The organism is Amycolatopsis kentuckyensis, from assembly GCF_041679295.1.
Taxonomy (GTDB): domain Bacteria; phylum Actinomycetota; class Actinomycetes; order Mycobacteriales; family Pseudonocardiaceae; genus Amycolatopsis; species Amycolatopsis kentuckyensis_A.
Genome location: NZ_JBGDMD010000001.1, coordinates 72,741 through 90,243 on the forward strand (window position 1 = coordinate 72,741; position 17,503 = coordinate 90,243).

Genomic DNA, 17,503 nt, shown 5'->3' on the forward strand with positions numbered 1-17,503 from the left:
CTACGCCAAGCCCGCCGAAAACGCGCCGAGTTCCCGTTTGAACGATTCGAGGAACGAGGCGATGCGTTCTTCGTCACGCCGGTAGTGGGTCCATTTCCCGACGCGCGTCGCCCGCACGAGACCTGCGCGTTCCAGCACCGCCATGTAGGCGGAGACGGTGGACTGCGCGAGCCCGGCCTTGGCCTGGATGTGGCTGACGCAGACGCCGACCTCGCGCGGGTCGACGACGGCGGGGTCGACGGGGAAGTGCTCCTCCGGCTCGCGAAGCCATTGGAGCACTTCGAACCTGACCGGGTTGGCGAGCGCCTTGAGGGGCTCGAGCAGGACCGCGATGTCGCCTGTCACGGGCATGTCTTCGTTGGCCTTCCGTGCTGATCATGGCCGTATCGATGATATCCGATGCGACGCGCGGGCGCGACCTCCGCGGGTGTGAGCGCGAACTTCACACTCCTTGACATTTCCCGACAGAAGCTTGAAGAAGCCTGTACATATCCGTGTTGAAACGCGTTCGAGTGAACGTCAAGAATCGATTTGTACTCGCGATCGAGTATTTCCTCACGCCCAACGGCGAGCGTGCGACTCCACCGCCACCGAAAACACCGAGAGGCGATGCCTGTGCTCCGCTCCCCGTCGCTCGTCCCCGCCACCGTCCAGTCCGGACCGCCCGCACCCGCGGCGGACCGGATCCGCGTGGCGGGCTTCTTCCCCGGCCTCGGCAGCCGGGCCCGTTACCGGGATCTGCCCCGGTCGTTCCTCGACTCCGGAGTACCCGAAGTCGCCGGCGTCTACCGCGAAGCCGCCCGTGCCCTCGGTTTCCCGGCACGGCCGGAACTGCTCCTCCTCGAAGCCGGGAGCCTGCCGAAGGGCAGGCTGGCACTCCAGGGCCGCATCGGGGCCGCCCTGCTCGTGCACAGCCTCGCCGTGGACGCCCACCTGCGCGACCGGATCGCGAAGAACGGCGTGCCGGCCGGCTTCGCCGCCTACACCGGCGAAAGCTTCGGCATCCTGACGGCCGCGGTCGCGAGCGGCGCGCTTTCCGTCTTCGACGGCGTCAAGATCGCCCAGGTGTTCACGCCGCTCATGCTGCGGGCGGCCGGCGGACCGGAGGTGGACGAGGACTTCGCCCGGTTCGTCGAGTCCTATTTGGACGAATCCGCCCGGCAGGTGCCGCTGGTCGCGGAACCGCACCACGTGGTCGCGGTGAAGACGCCGGATCCGGCCGCCCTCGCGGAGGTCCTGGCGGCGATCCGTGCGGCTTTTCCGCTCACGGACGTCGAAGTGCACAAGACGTACGCGCCGACGCAGGCGAACCTCTACGTCCGGTCCGGGGCCAAGCCCGGGTTCGACGCGCTCGTCGCGTCCTTCGCCCACGCGTCGGCCTGGGAACTCAAGGAACCGACCGTCTTCCTCGCGCACTCCGCGCGGATGCGGCCGGCCCGCGACGCCCTCGCCCGGTTCATCGACGCCGAAGGGATCCGCTTCGCCGACCCGCGCGTCCCGGTGGTGTCCAACCACGACGCGTCCCTGCTGACCACCGCTTCCGCCGTCCGCGAAGGCGTGCTGGCCATGACCGACCGGGTCATGGCGTCCCGCGACACGTGCGAGAGCCTGACCGGCCTCGACGCGGACGTCGTGCTGGAACTGGGCTTGGGGGAGAAGTCCGTCACCCTGGTGCGGGACAACGCGGTCGCCACACCCGTCACGGCCTGCTCGGGCAGCCGGGACGACGTCGACACGTTCCTGCGCACCGTCGACGTGGCGAGCGCCGTGCGGTCGCGGCTGGAGGAGCTGTCGCTCTCGGGTGAGGAGCTGACCCGCGGGGACTACGGCCTCCTGCACGAGCTGTTCGGCCTCGCCGCCGGGAACGGCTTCCGCGACGACTTCTTCTCCCACGTCTTCGAGCGCGTCATCACGGCGGAGATGCTGCGGCCCGACCGGGCGGGTTCGCCCGCGTTCCACCGGTTCCTCCAGCTGTACCAGCACACCCGCGACCACCGTGAGCACCTCGCCCTCGACCAGGGCGAGCTGGCCCTGCGCGCGCGGATCAAGAAGGGCATTGCCGCCGGGGACGCCGCGCCGCCGGGGCAGGCCTACGTCGAGCTCACCGTGCGGGACCTGGCCGGCGGTGTCCGCGCGCGGACCGTCCCGACCAGCCGGCCGGAGGTCGTCGTCTTCCACTTCGGCGGGCACTCCGGCCTCCCGGCGGCGGAACGCGTCGGCCGGCAGCACGAGCTGTTCGACGCGCTCGCCCGGCACCGGCCCGCGCTCTTCGCGCAGAGCGACCACTACCTCGCGGCCGCCGACGTCCCGGGCTGGCTGGCGGCCTTGGCCGCCTCCGGAGCCGTTTCGCCGGCCGACGCCGTCGCCCTCGGCGAGGGGACGCCGGAAGCCGACCGGATCCTGGACGGCCTCACCGCGGCCGGGATCCCGCTCGTCTCCCCGGCGGGCGTGCCGATCCACGCCCGCAAGGAGCTGGCGGACGCCACCCGCGCGGTGCTGCGCGACGGCGCCTACGGCACCGGCCCGCGGCCGGTCCACCTCAACGGCCACTGCCAGATCGTCGCCCTCGGCGAGGCGCCGGCCGCGACCGAAGTGGACACCGGGCCCTACGCCGCGCACATCTTCGCGGTCGCGGACCCCGTCGAGGCCCGGCGGAAGCGGCTCAACGCGGCCCTCGACGAGTTCGAGTACAAGTGCCTGCTCGGCCTGACCGAGGAGAACGAGCGCGTGCTGGCCAGCGCCCGCGCCCGCCGGGTGCTGCCCAGCACGGTCCACTCCTACCTCGGCAGCGACGAGGCGGTCGTCGGTTTCGGCCAGGGCGGGAGCGAGTCCATGACGGTCTTCGTCCGCAAGGACGGGGAGCGGCACGTGACGGTCCGGAAGATCCTCAGTGAGGCGCTGACGACCGCGCGGTGGAACCCGGACGGCGACGGCGTCATGCTCCCGCCGTTCACCAAGGCCCGGAAGCAGGCCGAGTTCCTGCGGGCACTGCCCGACCCGGTCCGCGGCTACTTCCCCGAGGTCTTCTCCGTGTGCGAGCGGGAGGTTCCGGTGCCGGCCGCCCGGCGGACCGGCGACCGCGCGGTCGACCGGGAAGTCATCTACGAGATGAGCTACGTCGCGGGCGAGGAGGTCAGCCGCTACGTCGAGAGGCACACCCCGCCGCCGGTCGTCCTCGCCCGGCTCTACGAGCAGATCATCCGCGTGCTCAACGACGAGGTGCACAGCGTGGGCCGCGTGCCGGCGCCGGGCGAGACCCTCGACGTCTCCTACTTCCGGAAGATCGAGGACCGCCTGGACCTCTGCCGCCGGACGGCACCGCGGACGTTCGGCCCGGACCTGCTCGACACCGAGCGGATCGTCCTCGACGGCGTCTCCTACCTCAACCACTCGGCGCTGCTGAAGCGCTTCCGCGAGACTCCGCAGTTCTCGGCGGTCCTCGAGCCGGCGTTCCACTCCCTGGTCATGGGCGACACGAACACCGAGAACATCAAGATCACCCACACCGAACCGCTGCGGCGGGCCCAGCGGCTGGTGGAAGCCGGTGCGCCGCAAGGGGAAATCGACGCGTCGCTGGCGGCGATCACCCCCGCCTCGCTGGGGATCCGGTTCCTCGACCCGCGGGCCATCGGCTTCAAGAGCGACGGCGCGGAAACCCGCGACGACCCGATGTACGACAACAAGCCGTGGCACAACTCGATCGGCCACTACGACGAAATCCACTTCGAACAGTTCGCGATGAGCGTCGACGCCGGTGCGGGCCGGACGCCCAGTGTCGACATCGCGTTCGTGGCGGGCAACCCGTACCAGCGGGCGTACCGCGTCCGGGACGTGACCGCGGCCGGCGGCCGCGTCGACCCCTCGGCGCCGCAGGGGATGGAGGACTTCTTCGCCCCGGTCATGACGGCCGCGCTGCGCCTGGACGACCCGGAGTCGCCCTACCTGCGGGACGACCCGTACTGGCTGATCCGGTTCGTGTTCCTGATGGGCCAGCACTTCACGGCCATGCCGCCGTTCCACTTCCAGAAGGAGCTGGACGGCACGCTCGTCGACAGCCACCGCACCCAGCGCCGTCCGGTCGCCATCTACTGCCAGGGCGTCAAGTGGCTCAACTGGGCCCTGGAGCTGCTGGAGGGCAGCCGGACCGAATTCCTCGGCATCGCCGCGCCCGCGTTGCCGCACGCCACTTCGTGAGCCTCGACGAAGGAGATCGATGAACGCCGTCACGCGCGCTCTGCCCGTGTCCGGACTGGGCGACCTGCCCCACGAGTCCCGGATGATCGCGACCCCGTGGAGCCGGATGCTCCGCGGGATCGGCCTCGGCCAGTACCCCATCGCCTACGACCCGGCCGTCGCCGGGCACATCCGTGACACCTTCGACCGCCTGACGGCGAAGGTGTCACCGGCCGACGGCTACACCCGGTTCTGCCGCGAACTGGCGGACTTCACGCTGAAGGTCGTCGAGCCCGGCCGCGACCGCGCCTGGGTGGCGCCGGCCGTCGGGCCGCTGCTCGACGCCGTGCGGGCTGTGCCGAACCCCTACTACCGGGCGACGGCGGGCAGCATCCTGCTGGACGCCTTCGCCAAGCTGGAGCTGGACCTCGAGCTGCTGGTCGACGCCGAACTCGATTTCCCGGCCGAGGTGCTCGGCATGCTCGACCTGATCGTGCCGGACGGGATCGAGGACGAGAACCAGGGGAAGCACGGGGAATACGAGCGGGTTTCCGCCTGTTCCACGGTCTTCCTCGCGATCGGGCAGCTCGGGCTGGGCGACCGCCTGGTCACCGCGGAGCGCAACCACGTCGTCGAAGCGCTGGACCTGCTGGAGCGCATCCCCATCCCGTACTTCTGCGGGCGCGCGGGCGGGATGCTGATGTCGGTGCTCGCGCTGCTCGGCCACACCGAGCAGATCTGCGACGGCGACCGCGACTACCTGGCGGAAGTCCTCGACTACCTGATGCGGGCCGACGAAGTCGGGAACTGGCCGTTCTTCCACAACCACCTGACGACCGAGTGGATGAAGGTCTACCCGCTGCTGACGATGCTCAACGCGGTCGCGCTGATCGGGCGGCCGGAGTACCTGACCCGGCCGATCGACGCGCTCGCCGAGGCGCGGTCGCTGATGCGCCTGATCCCGTGGAACATCCGGGTCCACATGTCCCAGTACTACGTGGTCGCGCTGCACAACCTGGGCCGCCTGGCGCAAGAACTGCCCGACCTGGACGGCTTCCTGCGGGACGTCACGGCGGTGCTCGACGACGTCGACCCGGGGGAGAACTATTCGCCCCGCGGCAACGCCTACCCGTACATCATCGAGCTGTCGATGATGACCGGCCGGATGGACCTGATCCCGGAGGCGGCGCTGGAGCGCATGGCCGATTCGTTCCCGGACCTGAACCGGACGCGGTTCGACCGGGAGAACCGCGCGTTCCCGGTCAGCTACGTGCTCAACGTCCTCGGCGAGATCGGTGCCGCGGACCTGGTCTTCACCCCGCGCGACCGCTACGAAGGCAAGTCGGCGATCGCCTGGTTCGTCGACCACCTTTCCGAGGGAGCGGCGGAAGAAGGTGATCGGATCTCGATGATCGACCACGCCCTGGTCAGCTACGCGCTGCGGATGCGCGGGGCCGGGGCGAAGGAGACCCCGCTGTTCGCGAACTTCCGGTTCCCCCTGGCGGACTGAAGCCGACGCCGAAGAAGCCCCTCGGGACCGTCCCGAGGGGCTTCTTCGGCTCTTCCGTCAGCGCGCGGGTGCCCGGTCGCTGCGCAGGAACAGGGCGCTGGTCAGGAGACCGAGGAGGACGATGGCGGCGTTCACCGCGATCGCCGCCTTCAGGCCGCCGAGGATGGCCGTGGCTCCGGTGCCCGCCACGGCGGAGGTGACCACGACGCTCATGATCGGCGTGCCCATCGTGATGCCGACCTGCTGGGTCATCGTGGCGAGGCCGGTGGCCAGGCCTTGCTCGTGGTCGGCCAGCCCCGAGGTGGCGGTGACCATGAACCCGACGATGACGAGCATGTTGCCGACGCCGCCGGCGAAGCTGGCGATCAGCATCAGCGCCATCCACGAGCGGTCGTCACCGAGGCCGAGCAGCGCCGCGGTGAACACCGTCTGCAGGATGCCGCCGATGATCAGCGTCCGCTTGCTGCCGACCTTGCCGATGACCTTCGGGGCGAAGACGCCGCCGGTGACCGTGCCCAGGCCGAGCACGCCGAAGGACAGGCCCGCGGCGAGCGGCGAGAAGCCGAGCACTTCCTGCAGGTAGAGCGTCAGCGGGAACACCAGCGAGCACTCGGTGAGGAACGCGATCAGGCCCGCGACGTTGCCCCAGGCCACCGACCGCTTGCGGAGCACGGCGAGCGGCACCAGCGGCGCCGACACCTTGCGCTCGACGGCGTAGAACACCAGCAGCAGCACCACACCCGCCGCCAGCGACCCGAGGACGGTCGGCGAGCCCCAGCCCTCCTCGCTCGCCTGCGTGAGCCCGAAGATGACGGCCAGCAGACCGAGCGTCACGGTGATGGCGCCGGGCACGTCGAGCTTCGGACGCTCGTCGGGCCGCGACTCCTTGATCACCGTCGGGGCGATGAGCAGCACGGCGATGGCGACCGGCACGTTGATGAAGAACGCCCACCGCCACGACAGCAGGTCGGTCAGCACGCCGCCGAGGATGGCGCCGGCGGTGAAACCGCTGGACATCAGCGCGCCGTTGAGGCCGAGCGCCTTCTGGCGCAGCGGGCCCTCCGGGAACGAGACCGTCATCAGCGACAGCGCGGCCGGGGTCACGGCGGCGGTGGCCAGGCCCTGGAAGATGCGGGCGATGATCAGCATCTCCGGGTTCTGCGCCAGCCCGCCCAGGACCGAGGCCGCGCCCAGGACGACCAGGCCGCCGAGGAACAGCCGGCGCCGGCCGAACAGGTCCGCGACCCGGCCGAAGAACAGCGTGAACCCCGCGGCGCACAGCGCGAACGCCGTCGCGATCCACTGCAGGTGCCCCAGCGAGAAGCCGAGGTTGCCGCCGATCACCGGCAGCGCGACGTTCAGGATGGCGAAGTCCACGGCGAGCATGAACTGCGTGGCGAGCAGCAGCACGAGCACCAGCCGCAGCCGGGGCGTGAGCCGGTCCGGTGCCGCGCCGGCGACGGTCCCGGCCGCCTCGGTATCAGTGACAGACATAGGTCCTTTTCCTTCGACGTTGCGGGTACGCGGTGCGCTCCGACGCGGCACGCGTGATCGAAGAAAAGAATCGTCGGCACCGGGGTGGCCAGCCAGAACCCCGTTCTGCCCAGTCCGCGCGAGGGTGGTCACGACAGCACCACCCTCACGCCTTCCGGCCGGTGGGCCGGGCGGGCATCATGGAGGCGTAGCGATCAAGGCCGAACCGGAGGCACTCATGGACGCCCCGTCCGAGCTGGGCGACTTCCTGAAGTCGCGCCGCGCCGCGCTGCGTCCCGAGGACGTCGGCATCACGCCGCACCCGGCCCGCCGCCGCGTCAGCGGCCTGCGCCGCGAGGAGCTGGCGACGCTCGCCAACGTCAGCATCACCCACTACACCCGCCTCGAGCAGGGCCGCGCCGGCAACGCGTCCGACAGCACGCTGGAGGCGATCGCCCGCACCCTGCGGCTCACCGAAGACGAGACGGCCCACCTGAAGGACCTCGCCCGGCCGACCGCGCCGTCGCGCCCGGCGCCGCCGCGAGTGGCGCACGCGAGCGCGTCGGCCCGGCAGCTGCTGGGGGCGATGACCCACGTCCCGGCGGTGATCATGGACCGCCGGGGCGACGTCCTCGCCTGGAACCAGCTCGGGCACGCGCTGCTCGCCGCGCACCTCGCGCCCGAGAGCCCGGACGACCCGGCGACCCGGCCCAACCTGACCCGGATGCTGTTCCTGGACGAGCGGTACCGCGCGCTGTACCGGAACTGGGGCGAGCAGGCGGAGCTGGCGGTGGCGTCGCTGCGCCTGGTCGCCGGCCGCCACCACGACGACCGCGCGCTCGCCGAGCTCGTCGGCGGGCTCACGATGAACTCCGACGAGTTCGCGACGCTGTGGGCCCGGCATCCGGTCCGCACGTGCACGTCCGGCGTGAAGCTCCTGCGGCACCCGGTGGTCGGCGAAGTGGAGCTCAGCTTCGAGAACCTCGTCATCCCGGGCACGTCGGGCCAGCGCCTGATCGCCTACACGGCGGAGCCCGGTTCACCGTCGGAGACCGCGCTGAAGCTTCTGGGCAGCGCGTCGGCCCCGGCGCCCGCGGTGGTGCGGGGCGTCCACCCGGGCGGGCCGAACACGTAGCCCGCGCGCTCACGCCACGTTCGGGCCGTGCGGAGGTCGCGCAGGATCGAGCCGTACTCGTGGAAGCCGACCTTGAGCAGGTTGTACGTGCCGATGTTCTTCGTCAGCCCGTACGTCGGCCGCTTGCCCTCGGGGACGAAGCTGCCGAACAGGCGGTCCCAGATGATCAGGATGCCGCCGTAGTTGGCGTCCAGGTACTCCTCGTCGCTGCCGTGGTGGACGCGGTGGTGCGACGGGGTGTTGAAGACGTACTCGAACCAGCGCGGCAGCTTCCCGACCTTCTCGGTGTGCACGAAGAACTGGTAGACGAGGTCGATCGAGAGGCCGGTCAGGATCATCCACGGCGGGATCCCGCACAGCGCCAGCACCGACCAGAAGGGGAGCTGGAAGTACGGCGTCCACTTCTGGCGCAGCGCGGTCGAGAAGTTGTAGTGCTCGCTGGAGTGGTGCACCTGGTGGCCGGCCCACAGCAGCCGCACTCGGTGGCTGGCGCGGTGGTAGGCGTAGAAGACCAGCTCCTGGCCGAGCAGCATGAGCACCCACGTCCACAAGTCGCGCGGGTCGAACTTCACCGGCGCCAGCTCGAACAGCGCGGCGAAGACGAAGAGCATCACCAGCCGGAACAGCGCGTTGACCCCGACCGCGACGGTGCCCATCAGCATGCTAGTGCGGGTGTCGGCGACGGTGTAGCCGACGACGTTGTCGTCGTGGCCGAGCACGTGCACCGCGACGATTTCGATCGCCACGAACAGCACGAACACCGGAATCGCGAACAACACGGGGTCGCGCAGGTGCGCCAGGAACTCGGCCACGTCGCCTCCTTGATCTGACCTGACGGTAACTTACCCTTGGGTCACTTTACGCACGGTAGGCTCTCGCGTGTGACGGAGTCAAGGGCGGTCGGGACCAAGGGGATGCCTCGCGAGGAGCGCGAGGCCCAGCTCGTGGTGGCGGGCACCGAGGAGTTCGGCCGGGTGGGCTACGCGGGCGCGTCGATGGTCGAGATCGCCCGCCGGGTCGGGGTCACGAAGCCGTTGCTGTACCAGTACTTCGGCTCGAAGGACGGGCTCTACCTGGCCTGCCTGCACCGAGCGGGCGACCGGCTGACCGAAGGCGTGGCGACGACGATGGCGGCGGGCGGCGAGCCCGACCAGATGCCGCTGAAGGTGCTCTCGGCGATCTTCACGACGTTCGACCACGACCGTTACGCGTGGCGCCTCCTGCGCGACGAAACCGTCCCGGCGACGGGCGACATCGCGGCGTCGGCGGCGGACTACCGGCACCGCCTGGACGCGTTCGCGCTGCTGGGGGCGACGCAGCTGATGACGTCCCGCGGGCTGGCCGACCCGGTGGACATCGAGGCGATCGCCCAGGTGTGGACCGGGGTGGTGGACTCGCTGATCAGCTGGTGGATCGACCGCCCGGACGAGGACGCGGCCGCGATGACGTCCCGCTGCGCGCGCATCATGGCGGGCCTGTTCGGCTGGTGAGCTCGGCGCGGGCTTCGGCGGCGCCGGGATGGTGGCGCGCCGGCTGTGGCGATCGGCTTCGGCGGTTGCCGCCCGTCGGCCTGTCGCCGCCGCGGCGAGCTACCCCCGCGCCGGCCGCGGGAGCTTCCGCGCGAAGCCGTGCCAGTACGCGGCGGCCGCGCTGTGCTGCCGGACGACCGCGTCCGGCGCCGGGGGAGCGGGCCAGAACTGCAGCAGGTACCGCTCCTCCTCGGGCTCGCCGTCGAGGCGGGTGGCCTGCTCGCGGCCCGCGTCCATCGCGGTGGCGCTGTAGCGGACGCGGTAGTCGCCCGGCGCGAGCCCGAGGTCCCACCAGTCCTCTCCACCCCAGGTCACGAGCCTCGCGGGCCCCTGCGCCCGGAACGACGCCTCGACCACGTCCTCCCCGCCGGCGTCGGGCGGCTCGGTCTCGTGCGCCTCGGCCGTGAACCCGACGTCGCCGGTGTGCAGCCCGGTGAGCAGGAACAACGTCCCCGGCACCGCGGCGCCGCACAGCCCGTTGCGCTGCCCGGCGAAGCACGCGGGAAGGTCGCCCTCGAACGGTTCGCCGCCCTCGCTGTGGACGTAGATCTGTCCATAGTGGACATGAACGTCGCCGTGCACCGCGGTTCGCATGCCGGTCAGCATGGCAGCCGCCACCGGCGGTTTCCGTTTGGCCGGGTTTGTCCGTTAATCTGCCCACACAGAGTGGTGTTTGCCGAACGCTTGCCCGAACGGCGTAGCGAAACCGGTAGCGTTCGCGATTAATCAGGGAAGCCATCGCGTCGAGAGGTGTCCCATGCCCGAACCAGCCGCCCCCGTCCCGGCCGATCCCCGCCTCGCCGCGCGGTTCACCGAGGACCTGCTCGACGGCTGCCGGGTCCTGGCCAAGGACTACGGCTACCGGCCGGCCCAGTTCGAGCGCATGGTCCGCGAACACGGCGGCGTCGAAGCGGCCCGGCTCCTGCTGCGCGGCGCCGGCACCGCCGGCGGGTTCACCGTCCTCTGGGAGAAGAACCAGCTCGGCCGCAGCTCGGAGGCCACGATGCTCCGCTCGGAGTACTCGGAGCTGTTCACCCCCGACGAGCTCCTGCTCGCCCGCCGCCGGCTGGAGGAACACGGCTTCGACGTCGACGCGCACCTGCGCACGCTCACCGAACAGGGGTGAGGGCGGCAGGGGTGACCGGCGCCGCTCCGGTCACCCCTGCCGCGGCTTTCAGGCGGCCGCGCTGGACTTGCCGCGCAGCACCACGCTCGCCGTCGACGCGCCCTTGATCGCCGTCTCGATCTGGGCCATCGTCGAAGACGAGCTCAGGCCGGGGACCGTCGCGGTGTTCAGGGCGTAGAGGGTGAACGTGTACGGGTGGCTGGACCCGCCCGGGCAGGGGCCGAAGAACTTCTGCGCGTTCGCCCCGCTGCCCATCGCCTTCTGCTTGGCGCCGCCCTGGTTCGGCACGGTGTAGCCCGCGCCGAGGCCTTCCGGCAGCGACTTCGTGGCGGCCGGCACGTCCCAGATCGCCCAGTGCAGCTTGTTCCCGCTGTTGGCGACGTCGGCGAACACGATCGCGTACGCCTTCGCGCCGGTGGACGCGCCCCACGCGAGCGGCGGCGACGGGTCCTGGCCCGCCGTGCCGTCGCCGGCGCACGTGTACTTGTCCGGGATGGTCGCGTTGTCGGCGAACGCGGAGCTGGTCAGCTTGAAGTCACCCGGCGTCGAACCGCCGGGGAACTTCAGCCGCACGATCACGTTGTCCAGCACCGACGGCGTGCCGCCGTTCTTGTCGTTGTTCGTAGACGTCAGCCACAGCCCGCCGTCCGGGGTCTTCGTGACCGAGCGCAGCCGGCCCCAGCGGCCGGAGAACAGCGTCGACACGGTGCCGACCCCGGTGCCCGCGGAGTTGATCTGCGTGGCGAACAGCTGCTCGCCGGTGACGCCGGCGATGTAGATCCAGTCGTTGACGATCTCCAGCCCGCTCGGCCCGGCCTGCGACGTCGACCAGGTCTTCTTCGGGGCGATGAAGCCGCTGCAGCTGCCCTGCGTGCCTTCGCAGCTGGGCCAGCCGAAGTTGCCGCCCTTCTGGATCAGGTTGAGCTCGTCCTGGCTGCTCTCCCCGAACTCCGCCGCCCACAGCTGGCCGCGCGAGTCCCAGGCCAGCCCCTGCGGGTTGCGGTGGCCGTAGCTCCAGACGTACCGGGCGTTGCCGCCGGTGGCGTAGAACGGGTTGTCGCTCGGCGCGGAGCCGTCCGGGTTGAGCCGCAGGATCTTCCCGTTGAGCGAGCTCTTGTTCTGCGCGTTGTCGCTGTTCTTCGCGTCGCCCACGGTGGCGTAGAGCTTGCCGTCCGGACCGAACTTGATCCGGCCGCCGTTGTGGTAGCGGTTCTTCGCGATCCCGGTCAGCACCGGCGTCGACGTCGAGGACAGCGTGCTGCCGTCGTAGGTCATCTTCACGATCCGGTTGTCCCCGGAAGCCGTGTGGTACAAGTAGATCGCGTGGTCGGACGTCCAGTTCGGCGAGATCGCCAGGCCGAGAAGGCCGCCTTCGCCGCTGGTCGTGACCGCGCCCGGCACCTTGCCCAGCGTCGTCTTCTGGCCGGACGGCGTCACCAGCACGATCTCGAACCGGTCCCGCTCGGTCACCAGCGCGTTGCCGTTCGGCAGGAAGTCCACCGACCAGCCGAGGTCGACCTTCGCGATGTCCTTGTCGTACTCCGGGATGCCCCCTGCGCCGCCCGGAGCGGACGTCTTGACGGTGACCGCGTTGCTGGCCGCGGAGGTGTTGCCGTCGGGGTCGCGCGCCTTGACCGTGAAGGTGTACGAGGTGTTCGGGTTCAGGTTCGTGACGGTCGTCCCGAGGGACGTCGTGGTCGCGACCTTGGCGGTGCCCTGGTAGACGTCGTAGCCGGCGACGGTGCCGCCGTTGTCGGTGGAAGCGTTCCACGCCAGCGAAACACTGTTCGCGGTGACGCCGGTGGAGCGCAGGTTGCCCGGCACGGTGGGCGGGGTGGTGTCGTCGCTCGGCGGCGTGGTGAAGGTGACCACGTTGCTCTGCTGCGACGGGTTGCCCGCGGCGTCGAACGCGCCGACCGAGATGTCGTAGGCGGTGTTCGGGGTCAGGTTGTCCACGGTGGCCGTGGTGGTGGTGCCGTCGACGGTCTTGAGGACGTTGCCGCCGCGGTTGACCTCGTAGCGGACTACGCCGACGTTGTCGGTCGCGGCGGTCCAGGTGAACGTGGCCGCGGTCGGGAGGATGTTGCTCGCCTTGAGGTTCGACGGCGGAGTCGGCGGCTCTCCGTCGACCGGCGCGACGAAGGTGTCGGTGAGCTTGTCGGCGTTCGGGCCGCCGTTCGCGGTGGTCGCGGTGGTGCGGACCTTGTTGACGCCGGCGGTCAGCTGGACGGTCGCGGTGGCGGTCTTCCAGGTCGTCCAGGCGCCGGTGCCGGGGAAGTCGACCGTGCCCTTGTCGCCGCCGTCGACGACGAGCTTCACCGGGCGGTTGTCGGCGGTTCCGTTGGCGTAGCGGAAGGTCAGGGTGTGCGTGCCCGCCTGCGCGGCGTTCACGGAGTATTCGACGTAGCTGCCGACGACGTTGTCGAAGTTGACGAACCCGGTGCCGGAGTAGCCGGCGTGGTTCGACTCGACGGCGCCTTGGGAGATCACGGCGTTCTCGGACTCGTAGTCGGTATCCGCTGCGAAAGCGCTTACCGGACTGAGCGCGGTGAGGCCGAGCGCCGCGACGGCGGTACCGGCCAGTACCACGCGCCACGGTGGACGGGGTGCCACTGGGAGCCTCCTGCGTGGGTCGGGGGACAGGGGGTGACCGGGGCGGAACTGGTCGGCGGACCACCGGGATCGGACCTAATAGTTAGGAAAGTTTCCTATCTATGGGACAGATCTCACACCCTCCGAGCGGGCCGTGTCAATACTCGACGGGACCGCTCACCCTTGGTGAAGAAGGGTTTCCCGCTCACCGGTGCGCGGACGCCCGGCGACGGACCCGAGATTTCAGCCGACCACCGCGGCGGTCTCGCCCGCCCAGTCGCGCGGCGTCAGGAAAGAGGCCAGCTCGGCTTCGGGACTGCCCGGCTCCGGCGTGAACCCCGCGTCCCACCGCACCAACGGCGGCAGGGCCGTCAACACGGCCTCGGCGTCGGCGCGCGTGGCCGATGCCGCGTGGAACAGCGCGGACTCCACGAACCGGCCACGGCGGTGCAGCTGCCACTGCCGTTCGCGGTCGCCGTGCGGGAGGTCCCGGCGCCGCCGGACGATCGGGAGGTACGCGGGCGCGATCGTCGCGATGCCCGCCGCCGTGAACGCCGCTCCGCGCCGCCAGCCGTGCGCCCCCGACGGGCTCAGGTGGTCGAACGCGATGCCGCCGATCCCGTGCGGCTCGGCGCGGTGGGGGAGCCGGAACCGGTCGTCGGCGGCCCGCTTCGCCTGCGCGTGGAACGCCGGGTCGAGCGTGTCGCAGTGGTTCTTGAGCACCCGGTGGAAGTGGGCGGCGTCCTCGGCGAAGCCGTAGCACGGCAGGAGTTCCACGGCGCCTTCGAACCACCACGCGTCCCCGGACTCGCAGTACCGGAAGGCCGCCCGGAACGCCGGGACCCAGGGGTTGCGCGGGTGCAGCACGACCGACAGGCCGCTGGTGAAGAACTCGCTGTCGTCCGCCGACGTCACGCAGATCCCGGCCCGCTCGAAGACGTCGCCGTCCTCCAGCAGGCGGACCCGGCCCCGCGCGAAGCGGGCCCCGCCGTCCAGCCGTTCCAGCTCGGCGACCAGCTCGCGCTGGCCTGAGCTCAGGATCGCCTTGACGGCGTCACGTCTGTCGTCCTCACCCGGAAGCATGACCCCCACCCCCCGCCGGTGAGGTTACCAGCGAACCGAGGTCAGCCGGCGATTTCGGCCCGCGCGATCACCTTGGTGATCCTCGCCCGGACCAGCGACTCCTCCGGGACGGCATTGCGCTTCCCGTACTCTTCGCCCCGCTCGGCGCCCATGTACCGGGAGCCCAGGCGGGTCGCCCATGCGAGCAGGTCGTCGAAGTCGTGGGTCAGCCGCGCCTCGGCGGTGAACTGGACGTACGAATACGGCGGTTTCTGGTCGTCGACGGCGAGGGAAATGCGGCCGTCGCGGGCGATGGCCTTCCCTTTCAGCGTCTCGGTGCCCGTCGTGAAGATCAGCTCGTCGCCGTCGGGGCCCTCGTTCAGCAGGAACCAGATCGGCGTCACGATCGGGGCGCCGTTGGCCCTCACCAGGCCCAGCATGCCCGTACGGGTGCCTTCCGAAGCGAACTTCCACCACTCGTCGCGGCTCATCTCACGCATAGGAGGGACGTTAATACAAGCACTGCGACGCGTCAGCGTCACCGTTGAGGGTGGTGGTGGGGGCATGGATGGAGTCACCCGAGCGTGCGCAGAGGGTGGCCGACTAGCCTGGCCTGCTGTGCGAGACCACGACACCGGGGGAGCCGGCCTGGCCGACGAGGGGCTGACCCGCCGCCTCAAGGCGCTGGCCTGCACCGCGCCGCTGCACGACCTGGACGCGCGCAAGGCGAAGCTCGACTGGGCCGACGCCACGATCTACCAGATGGCCGAGATCGCGCTGCACACGATCGACCAGGTCACCATCGCGATGGACTTCGACACCGGCGCCGGCCACGACGAGGTCATCGACCGGCTGCTGCCCTTCATCGCCCAGCAGGCGCCGTCGCGGATGCCCGAAGAGCACGTCCGCGTCGCCAAGTGGGTCCTGGACAACCTGATCAACGTCGGGACGACCGACCGCGGCTTCCGGCGCGTCTACGGCTCGATCGGGCCCGGCGGTTACCAGCGGCGCCAGTTCGACTTCAAGCTGCTCGTCGAGCTGGCCGCTCCGGACGGCGAGGTCTACCTGCGCGCCACCGACGAGGCCATCAACGTCCTCGTCGGCGCCCTCGACACCGACGTCGAGTCCGCGCAGATCGCCGCCGAGGTCAAGCTCGAGAACCTCATCAACCGCGGCCGGCTCGCCGACGCCAAGCTGGCCGCCGAGCAGGCCCGCTACCGGACCGTCCAGTACGGCGAGACCCTGCGCGCGAAGCTCGACGCCACCCGCCGCGACGTCCGCTCGGTCGACTGGGAACGCGAGGTCCCGGAGCTGCTCGACAGCGCGCTCAGCCACATCGAGGCCCGCTTCCGCGCCGAGAACGCCATCCTCAAGAACATCACCACCGCCCGCGACGAGACCGAGGACCTCGACCGCAAGCGCCGTGCCGCCGAGCTCGTCGACATCGTCGGCGACTGCATCCGCCGCCACACCCGCCTGCAGTCCCGGCTCGCCGACGCGGGCGCCGTCTTCCGCGCCGAGCAGGACCGCCAGCAGTTCTCCGGCCCGCCCCAGCGGGCCACCCTCGACCTGTTCGGCCAGCTCCTCGTCCCGACGCTCGGGCTGCCGCTGGCCGACGCCGTCGCCCCCGCCGAGCACTTCTTCCACGCCGCCGCCGGCATCATCGCACCGGTCGTGCCGTCGCTGTCATCCCTCGTCTCGCTGCTCCTGCGCCCGGCCCCCGAACGCGACCAGCTCGTCGGAGAAATTCCCGAGCCGGAGCTGATGCCCGCCGAGACCACCGACCGCTTCGGCGACGACGTCTGGCGCGCCGCCGACGAACTCCTCGACCTCCCCGAAGTCCCCCGCCGGCTCTCCGGCCTGCTCGAAGAGGCCCGCCGCAGCCGCCAGCCCGGGCTCGCCGCCCTGGTCGCGCTGCGCGCCGTCCACGCCTACAGTCCCGGGGTCGGCGCGGCCCGCCGCCAAGGCGACCGCCAGGTGCTGCTCGCCGTCGACGACGGCACGCTCCTGGACGACCCGGAGTTCGGCGGCGCCGACCTGCTCCTGTCCACCGCCGCCGTCGAGCGGGCCGATGAAGAAGAGGAAGTCGCGTAATGGCGCTGTCCCACAGCAGCGTGGACGCCGAGGCCGCGGCCCGGCTGGTCGCCTTCGGCATGCGGCCGAAGCAGCTGCCCGCGCGTGACGTCGTCTACGGCGACCTCGTCCGCCGCTACGGCGAGGACAACGCGTTCAAGGCCCTCACCCACGCCGTCGCCGCCGGGCTCGGCCTCATGGTCCTCGAGGTCAACCAGCAGGCCGGCGCGGTCCTCGCCGCCACCGACGAGTCCGTCTTCGAGATCAAGATGGACTCCTACGCCCGCCAGGCCAAGATCCGCGAGCGCCGCGACACGGAGAAGGTCCTGCACGGCCTCATCCACCTCGCCACCGCCGCCCTCGGCTACCCACGCCCGGACGACCTGGCCAACGACACCTACATCGGCCGCGTCAGCGTCGAGCAGGTCGACGCGATGGTCCGCGAAGCCGCCCGCATGCTCGACGAACGCGCCGCGGCCGCCGAGGCCAACAACGACCCCCTGGCCGACGCCCCCGAGCTGGAACAGGCCTGGCGCGCCTACACCCGCCGGCCCGCGGCCGCGGCCACCAAGGACGGCCGCCTCGCCGCCGACACCACCCGCGGCATGGTCTCCCGCGCCCTGCGCTTCCTCGCCGACCAGGGCTTCCTGGTCCCGGTGAGCGACGAGCAGGGCGGCACCTACCGGACCACGCCGCGCTACCAGATCCAGGTCCGCGAGCTCGCGGCCGACGCCGCCTTCGACGACCTGCTCGCGCTGGACGTCGTGGCCGTCGCGAACGCCGGGGGCACGCTGCGCGCGGCGTCTTCGGACACGCTGTAGAGGGGAATC

14 protein-coding genes are annotated in these 17,503 nt (G+C 70.9%); 7 read left to right on the forward strand and 7 right to left on the reverse strand.

Features of this window, described 5'->3' with window-relative positions:
* Positions 1 to 351 (reverse strand): ArsR/SmtB family transcription factor, encoded by a 351-nt coding sequence (locus tag ACERZO_RS00420; protein ID WP_372659974.1) that lies wholly within the window; start codon positions 349 to 351, stop codon positions 1 to 3.
* A 258-nt stretch (positions 352 to 609) separates the two neighbouring features.
* Here ACERZO_RS00420 and ACERZO_RS00425 point away from each other — a divergent pair, with 258 nt between their 5' ends.
* Both ACERZO_RS00425 and ACERZO_RS00430 read left to right on the forward strand, forming a co-directional pair.
* Entirely contained in the window at positions 610 to 4,194 is a 3,585-nt protein-coding gene (locus ACERZO_RS00425) for an ACP S-malonyltransferase (protein WP_372659976.1), read from the forward strand.
* Between the two features lie 19 nt (positions 4,195 to 4,213).
* Positions 4,214 to 5,683, forward strand: a complete 1,470-nt coding sequence (locus tag ACERZO_RS00430; protein ID WP_372659978.1) for a hypothetical protein — start codon at positions 4,214 to 4,216, stop codon at positions 5,681 to 5,683.
* A gap of 57 nt (positions 5,684 to 5,740) precedes the next feature.
* On the opposite strand, the gene ACERZO_RS00435 is transcribed toward ACERZO_RS00430, so the two are convergent.
* Positions 5,741 to 7,177 carry an MFS transporter gene (locus ACERZO_RS00435; protein WP_372659980.1) on the reverse strand — a complete coding sequence of 479 codons (1,437 nt, stop codon included), beginning with the start codon at positions 7,175 to 7,177 and terminating at the stop codon, positions 5,741 to 5,743.
* A gap of 217 nt (positions 7,178 to 7,394) precedes the next feature.
* On the opposite strand from ACERZO_RS00435, the gene ACERZO_RS00440 reads away from it, so the two are divergent.
* Positions 7,395 to 8,291 (forward strand): helix-turn-helix transcriptional regulator, encoded by an 897-nt coding sequence (locus tag ACERZO_RS00440; RefSeq protein WP_372659982.1) that lies wholly within the window; start codon positions 7,395 to 7,397, stop codon positions 8,289 to 8,291.
* Here ACERZO_RS00440 and ACERZO_RS00445 read toward each other — a convergent pair.
* The gene (locus tag ACERZO_RS00445) at positions 8,177 to 9,103 is read right to left on the reverse strand and encodes a sterol desaturase family protein (protein ID WP_372659984.1); all 927 of its coding nucleotides are present in this window, start codon (positions 9,101 to 9,103) and stop codon (positions 8,177 to 8,179) included. The two genes, ACERZO_RS00440 and ACERZO_RS00445, sit on opposite strands and share 115 nt — an antisense overlap.
* A gap of 69 nt (positions 9,104 to 9,172) precedes the next feature.
* On the opposite strand from ACERZO_RS00445, the gene ACERZO_RS00450 reads away from it, so the two are divergent.
* A complete protein-coding gene (locus ACERZO_RS00450; protein ID WP_372659986.1) occupies positions 9,173 to 9,781 on the forward strand; it encodes a TetR/AcrR family transcriptional regulator in 609 nt (202 codons plus the stop codon).
* Positions 9,782 to 9,880: 99 nt separating this feature from the next.
* Here ACERZO_RS00450 and ACERZO_RS00455 read toward each other — a convergent pair whose 3' ends face one another.
* Positions 9,881 to 10,414 carry a hypothetical protein gene (locus tag ACERZO_RS00455; protein WP_372659988.1) on the reverse strand — a complete coding sequence of 178 codons (534 nt, stop codon included), beginning with the start codon at positions 10,412 to 10,414 and terminating at the stop codon, positions 9,881 to 9,883.
* A 163-nt stretch (positions 10,415 to 10,577) separates the two neighbouring features.
* On the opposite strand from ACERZO_RS00455, the gene ACERZO_RS00460 reads away from it, so the two are divergent.
* Positions 10,578 to 10,946 carry a hypothetical protein gene (locus ACERZO_RS00460; RefSeq protein ID WP_372659990.1) on the forward strand — a complete coding sequence of 123 codons (369 nt, stop codon included), beginning with the start codon at positions 10,578 to 10,580 and terminating at the stop codon, positions 10,944 to 10,946.
* Between the two features lie 48 nt (positions 10,947 to 10,994).
* Here ACERZO_RS00460 and ACERZO_RS00465 read toward each other — a convergent pair whose 3' ends face one another.
* From ACERZO_RS00465 to ACERZO_RS00475, 3 genes are all read right to left on the reverse strand, one after another.
* Entirely contained in the window at positions 10,995 to 13,559 is a 2,565-nt protein-coding gene (locus ACERZO_RS00465) for a PQQ-dependent sugar dehydrogenase (protein WP_372659991.1), read from the reverse strand.
* A 222-nt stretch (positions 13,560 to 13,781) separates the two neighbouring features.
* Positions 13,782 to 14,621 carry a coproporphyrinogen III oxidase gene (locus tag ACERZO_RS00470; RefSeq protein WP_372659993.1) on the reverse strand — a complete coding sequence of 280 codons (840 nt, stop codon included), beginning with the start codon at positions 14,619 to 14,621 and terminating at the stop codon, positions 13,782 to 13,784.
* 41 nt (positions 14,622 to 14,662) lie between these two features.
* Entirely contained in the window at positions 14,663 to 15,100 is a 438-nt protein-coding gene (locus tag ACERZO_RS00475; protein WP_372659995.1) for a PPOX class F420-dependent oxidoreductase, read from the reverse strand.
* Positions 15,101 to 15,218: 118 nt separating this feature from the next.
* Between ACERZO_RS00475 and ACERZO_RS00480 the strand changes: the two genes are divergently transcribed.
* The gene (locus ACERZO_RS00480) at positions 15,219 to 16,694 is read left to right on the forward strand and encodes a hypothetical protein (RefSeq protein ID WP_372659997.1); all 1,476 of its coding nucleotides are present in this window, start codon (positions 15,219 to 15,221) and stop codon (positions 16,692 to 16,694) included.
* Positions 16,694 to 17,494 carry a hypothetical protein gene (locus ACERZO_RS00485; protein ID WP_372659999.1) on the forward strand — a complete coding sequence of 267 codons (801 nt, stop codon included), beginning with the start codon at positions 16,694 to 16,696 and terminating at the stop codon, positions 17,492 to 17,494. The genes ACERZO_RS00480 and ACERZO_RS00485 overlap by 1 nt, the downstream gene beginning before the upstream one ends.
* Positions 17,495 to 17,503 lie beyond the last annotated feature (9 nt).

Excerpts from the sequence above, each read along its gene's own strand:
- ACERZO_RS00420 (WP_372659974.1), bottom strand. The coding sequence starts at position 351 with ATGCCCGTGACAGGCGACATCGCGGTCCTGCTCGAGCCCCTCAAGGCG.
- ACERZO_RS00425 (WP_372659976.1), top strand. The coding sequence starts at position 610 with ATGCCTGTGCTCCGCTCCCCGTCGCTCGTCCCCGCCACCGTCCAGTCC.
- ACERZO_RS00430 (WP_372659978.1), top strand. The coding sequence starts at position 4,214 with ATGAACGCCGTCACGCGCGCTCTGCCCGTGTCCGGACTGGGCGACCTG.
- ACERZO_RS00435 (WP_372659980.1), bottom strand. The coding sequence starts at position 7,177 with ATGTCTGTCACTGATACCGAGGCGGCCGGGACCGTCGCCGGCGCGGCA.
- ACERZO_RS00440 (WP_372659982.1), top strand. The coding sequence starts at position 7,395 with ATGGACGCCCCGTCCGAGCTGGGCGACTTCCTGAAGTCGCGCCGCGCC.
- ACERZO_RS00455 (WP_372659988.1), bottom strand. The coding sequence starts at position 10,414 with ATGCGAACCGCGGTGCACGGCGACGTTCATGTCCACTATGGACAGATC.
- ACERZO_RS00460 (WP_372659990.1), top strand. The coding sequence starts at position 10,578 with ATGCCCGAACCAGCCGCCCCCGTCCCGGCCGATCCCCGCCTCGCCGCG.
- ACERZO_RS00470 (WP_372659993.1), bottom strand. The coding sequence starts at position 14,621 with ATGCTTCCGGGTGAGGACGACAGACGTGACGCCGTCAAGGCGATCCTG.
- ACERZO_RS00475 (WP_372659995.1), bottom strand. The coding sequence starts at position 15,100 with ATGCGTGAGATGAGCCGCGACGAGTGGTGGAAGTTCGCTTCGGAAGGC.
- ACERZO_RS00485 (WP_372659999.1), top strand. The coding sequence starts at position 16,694 with ATGGCGCTGTCCCACAGCAGCGTGGACGCCGAGGCCGCGGCCCGGCTG.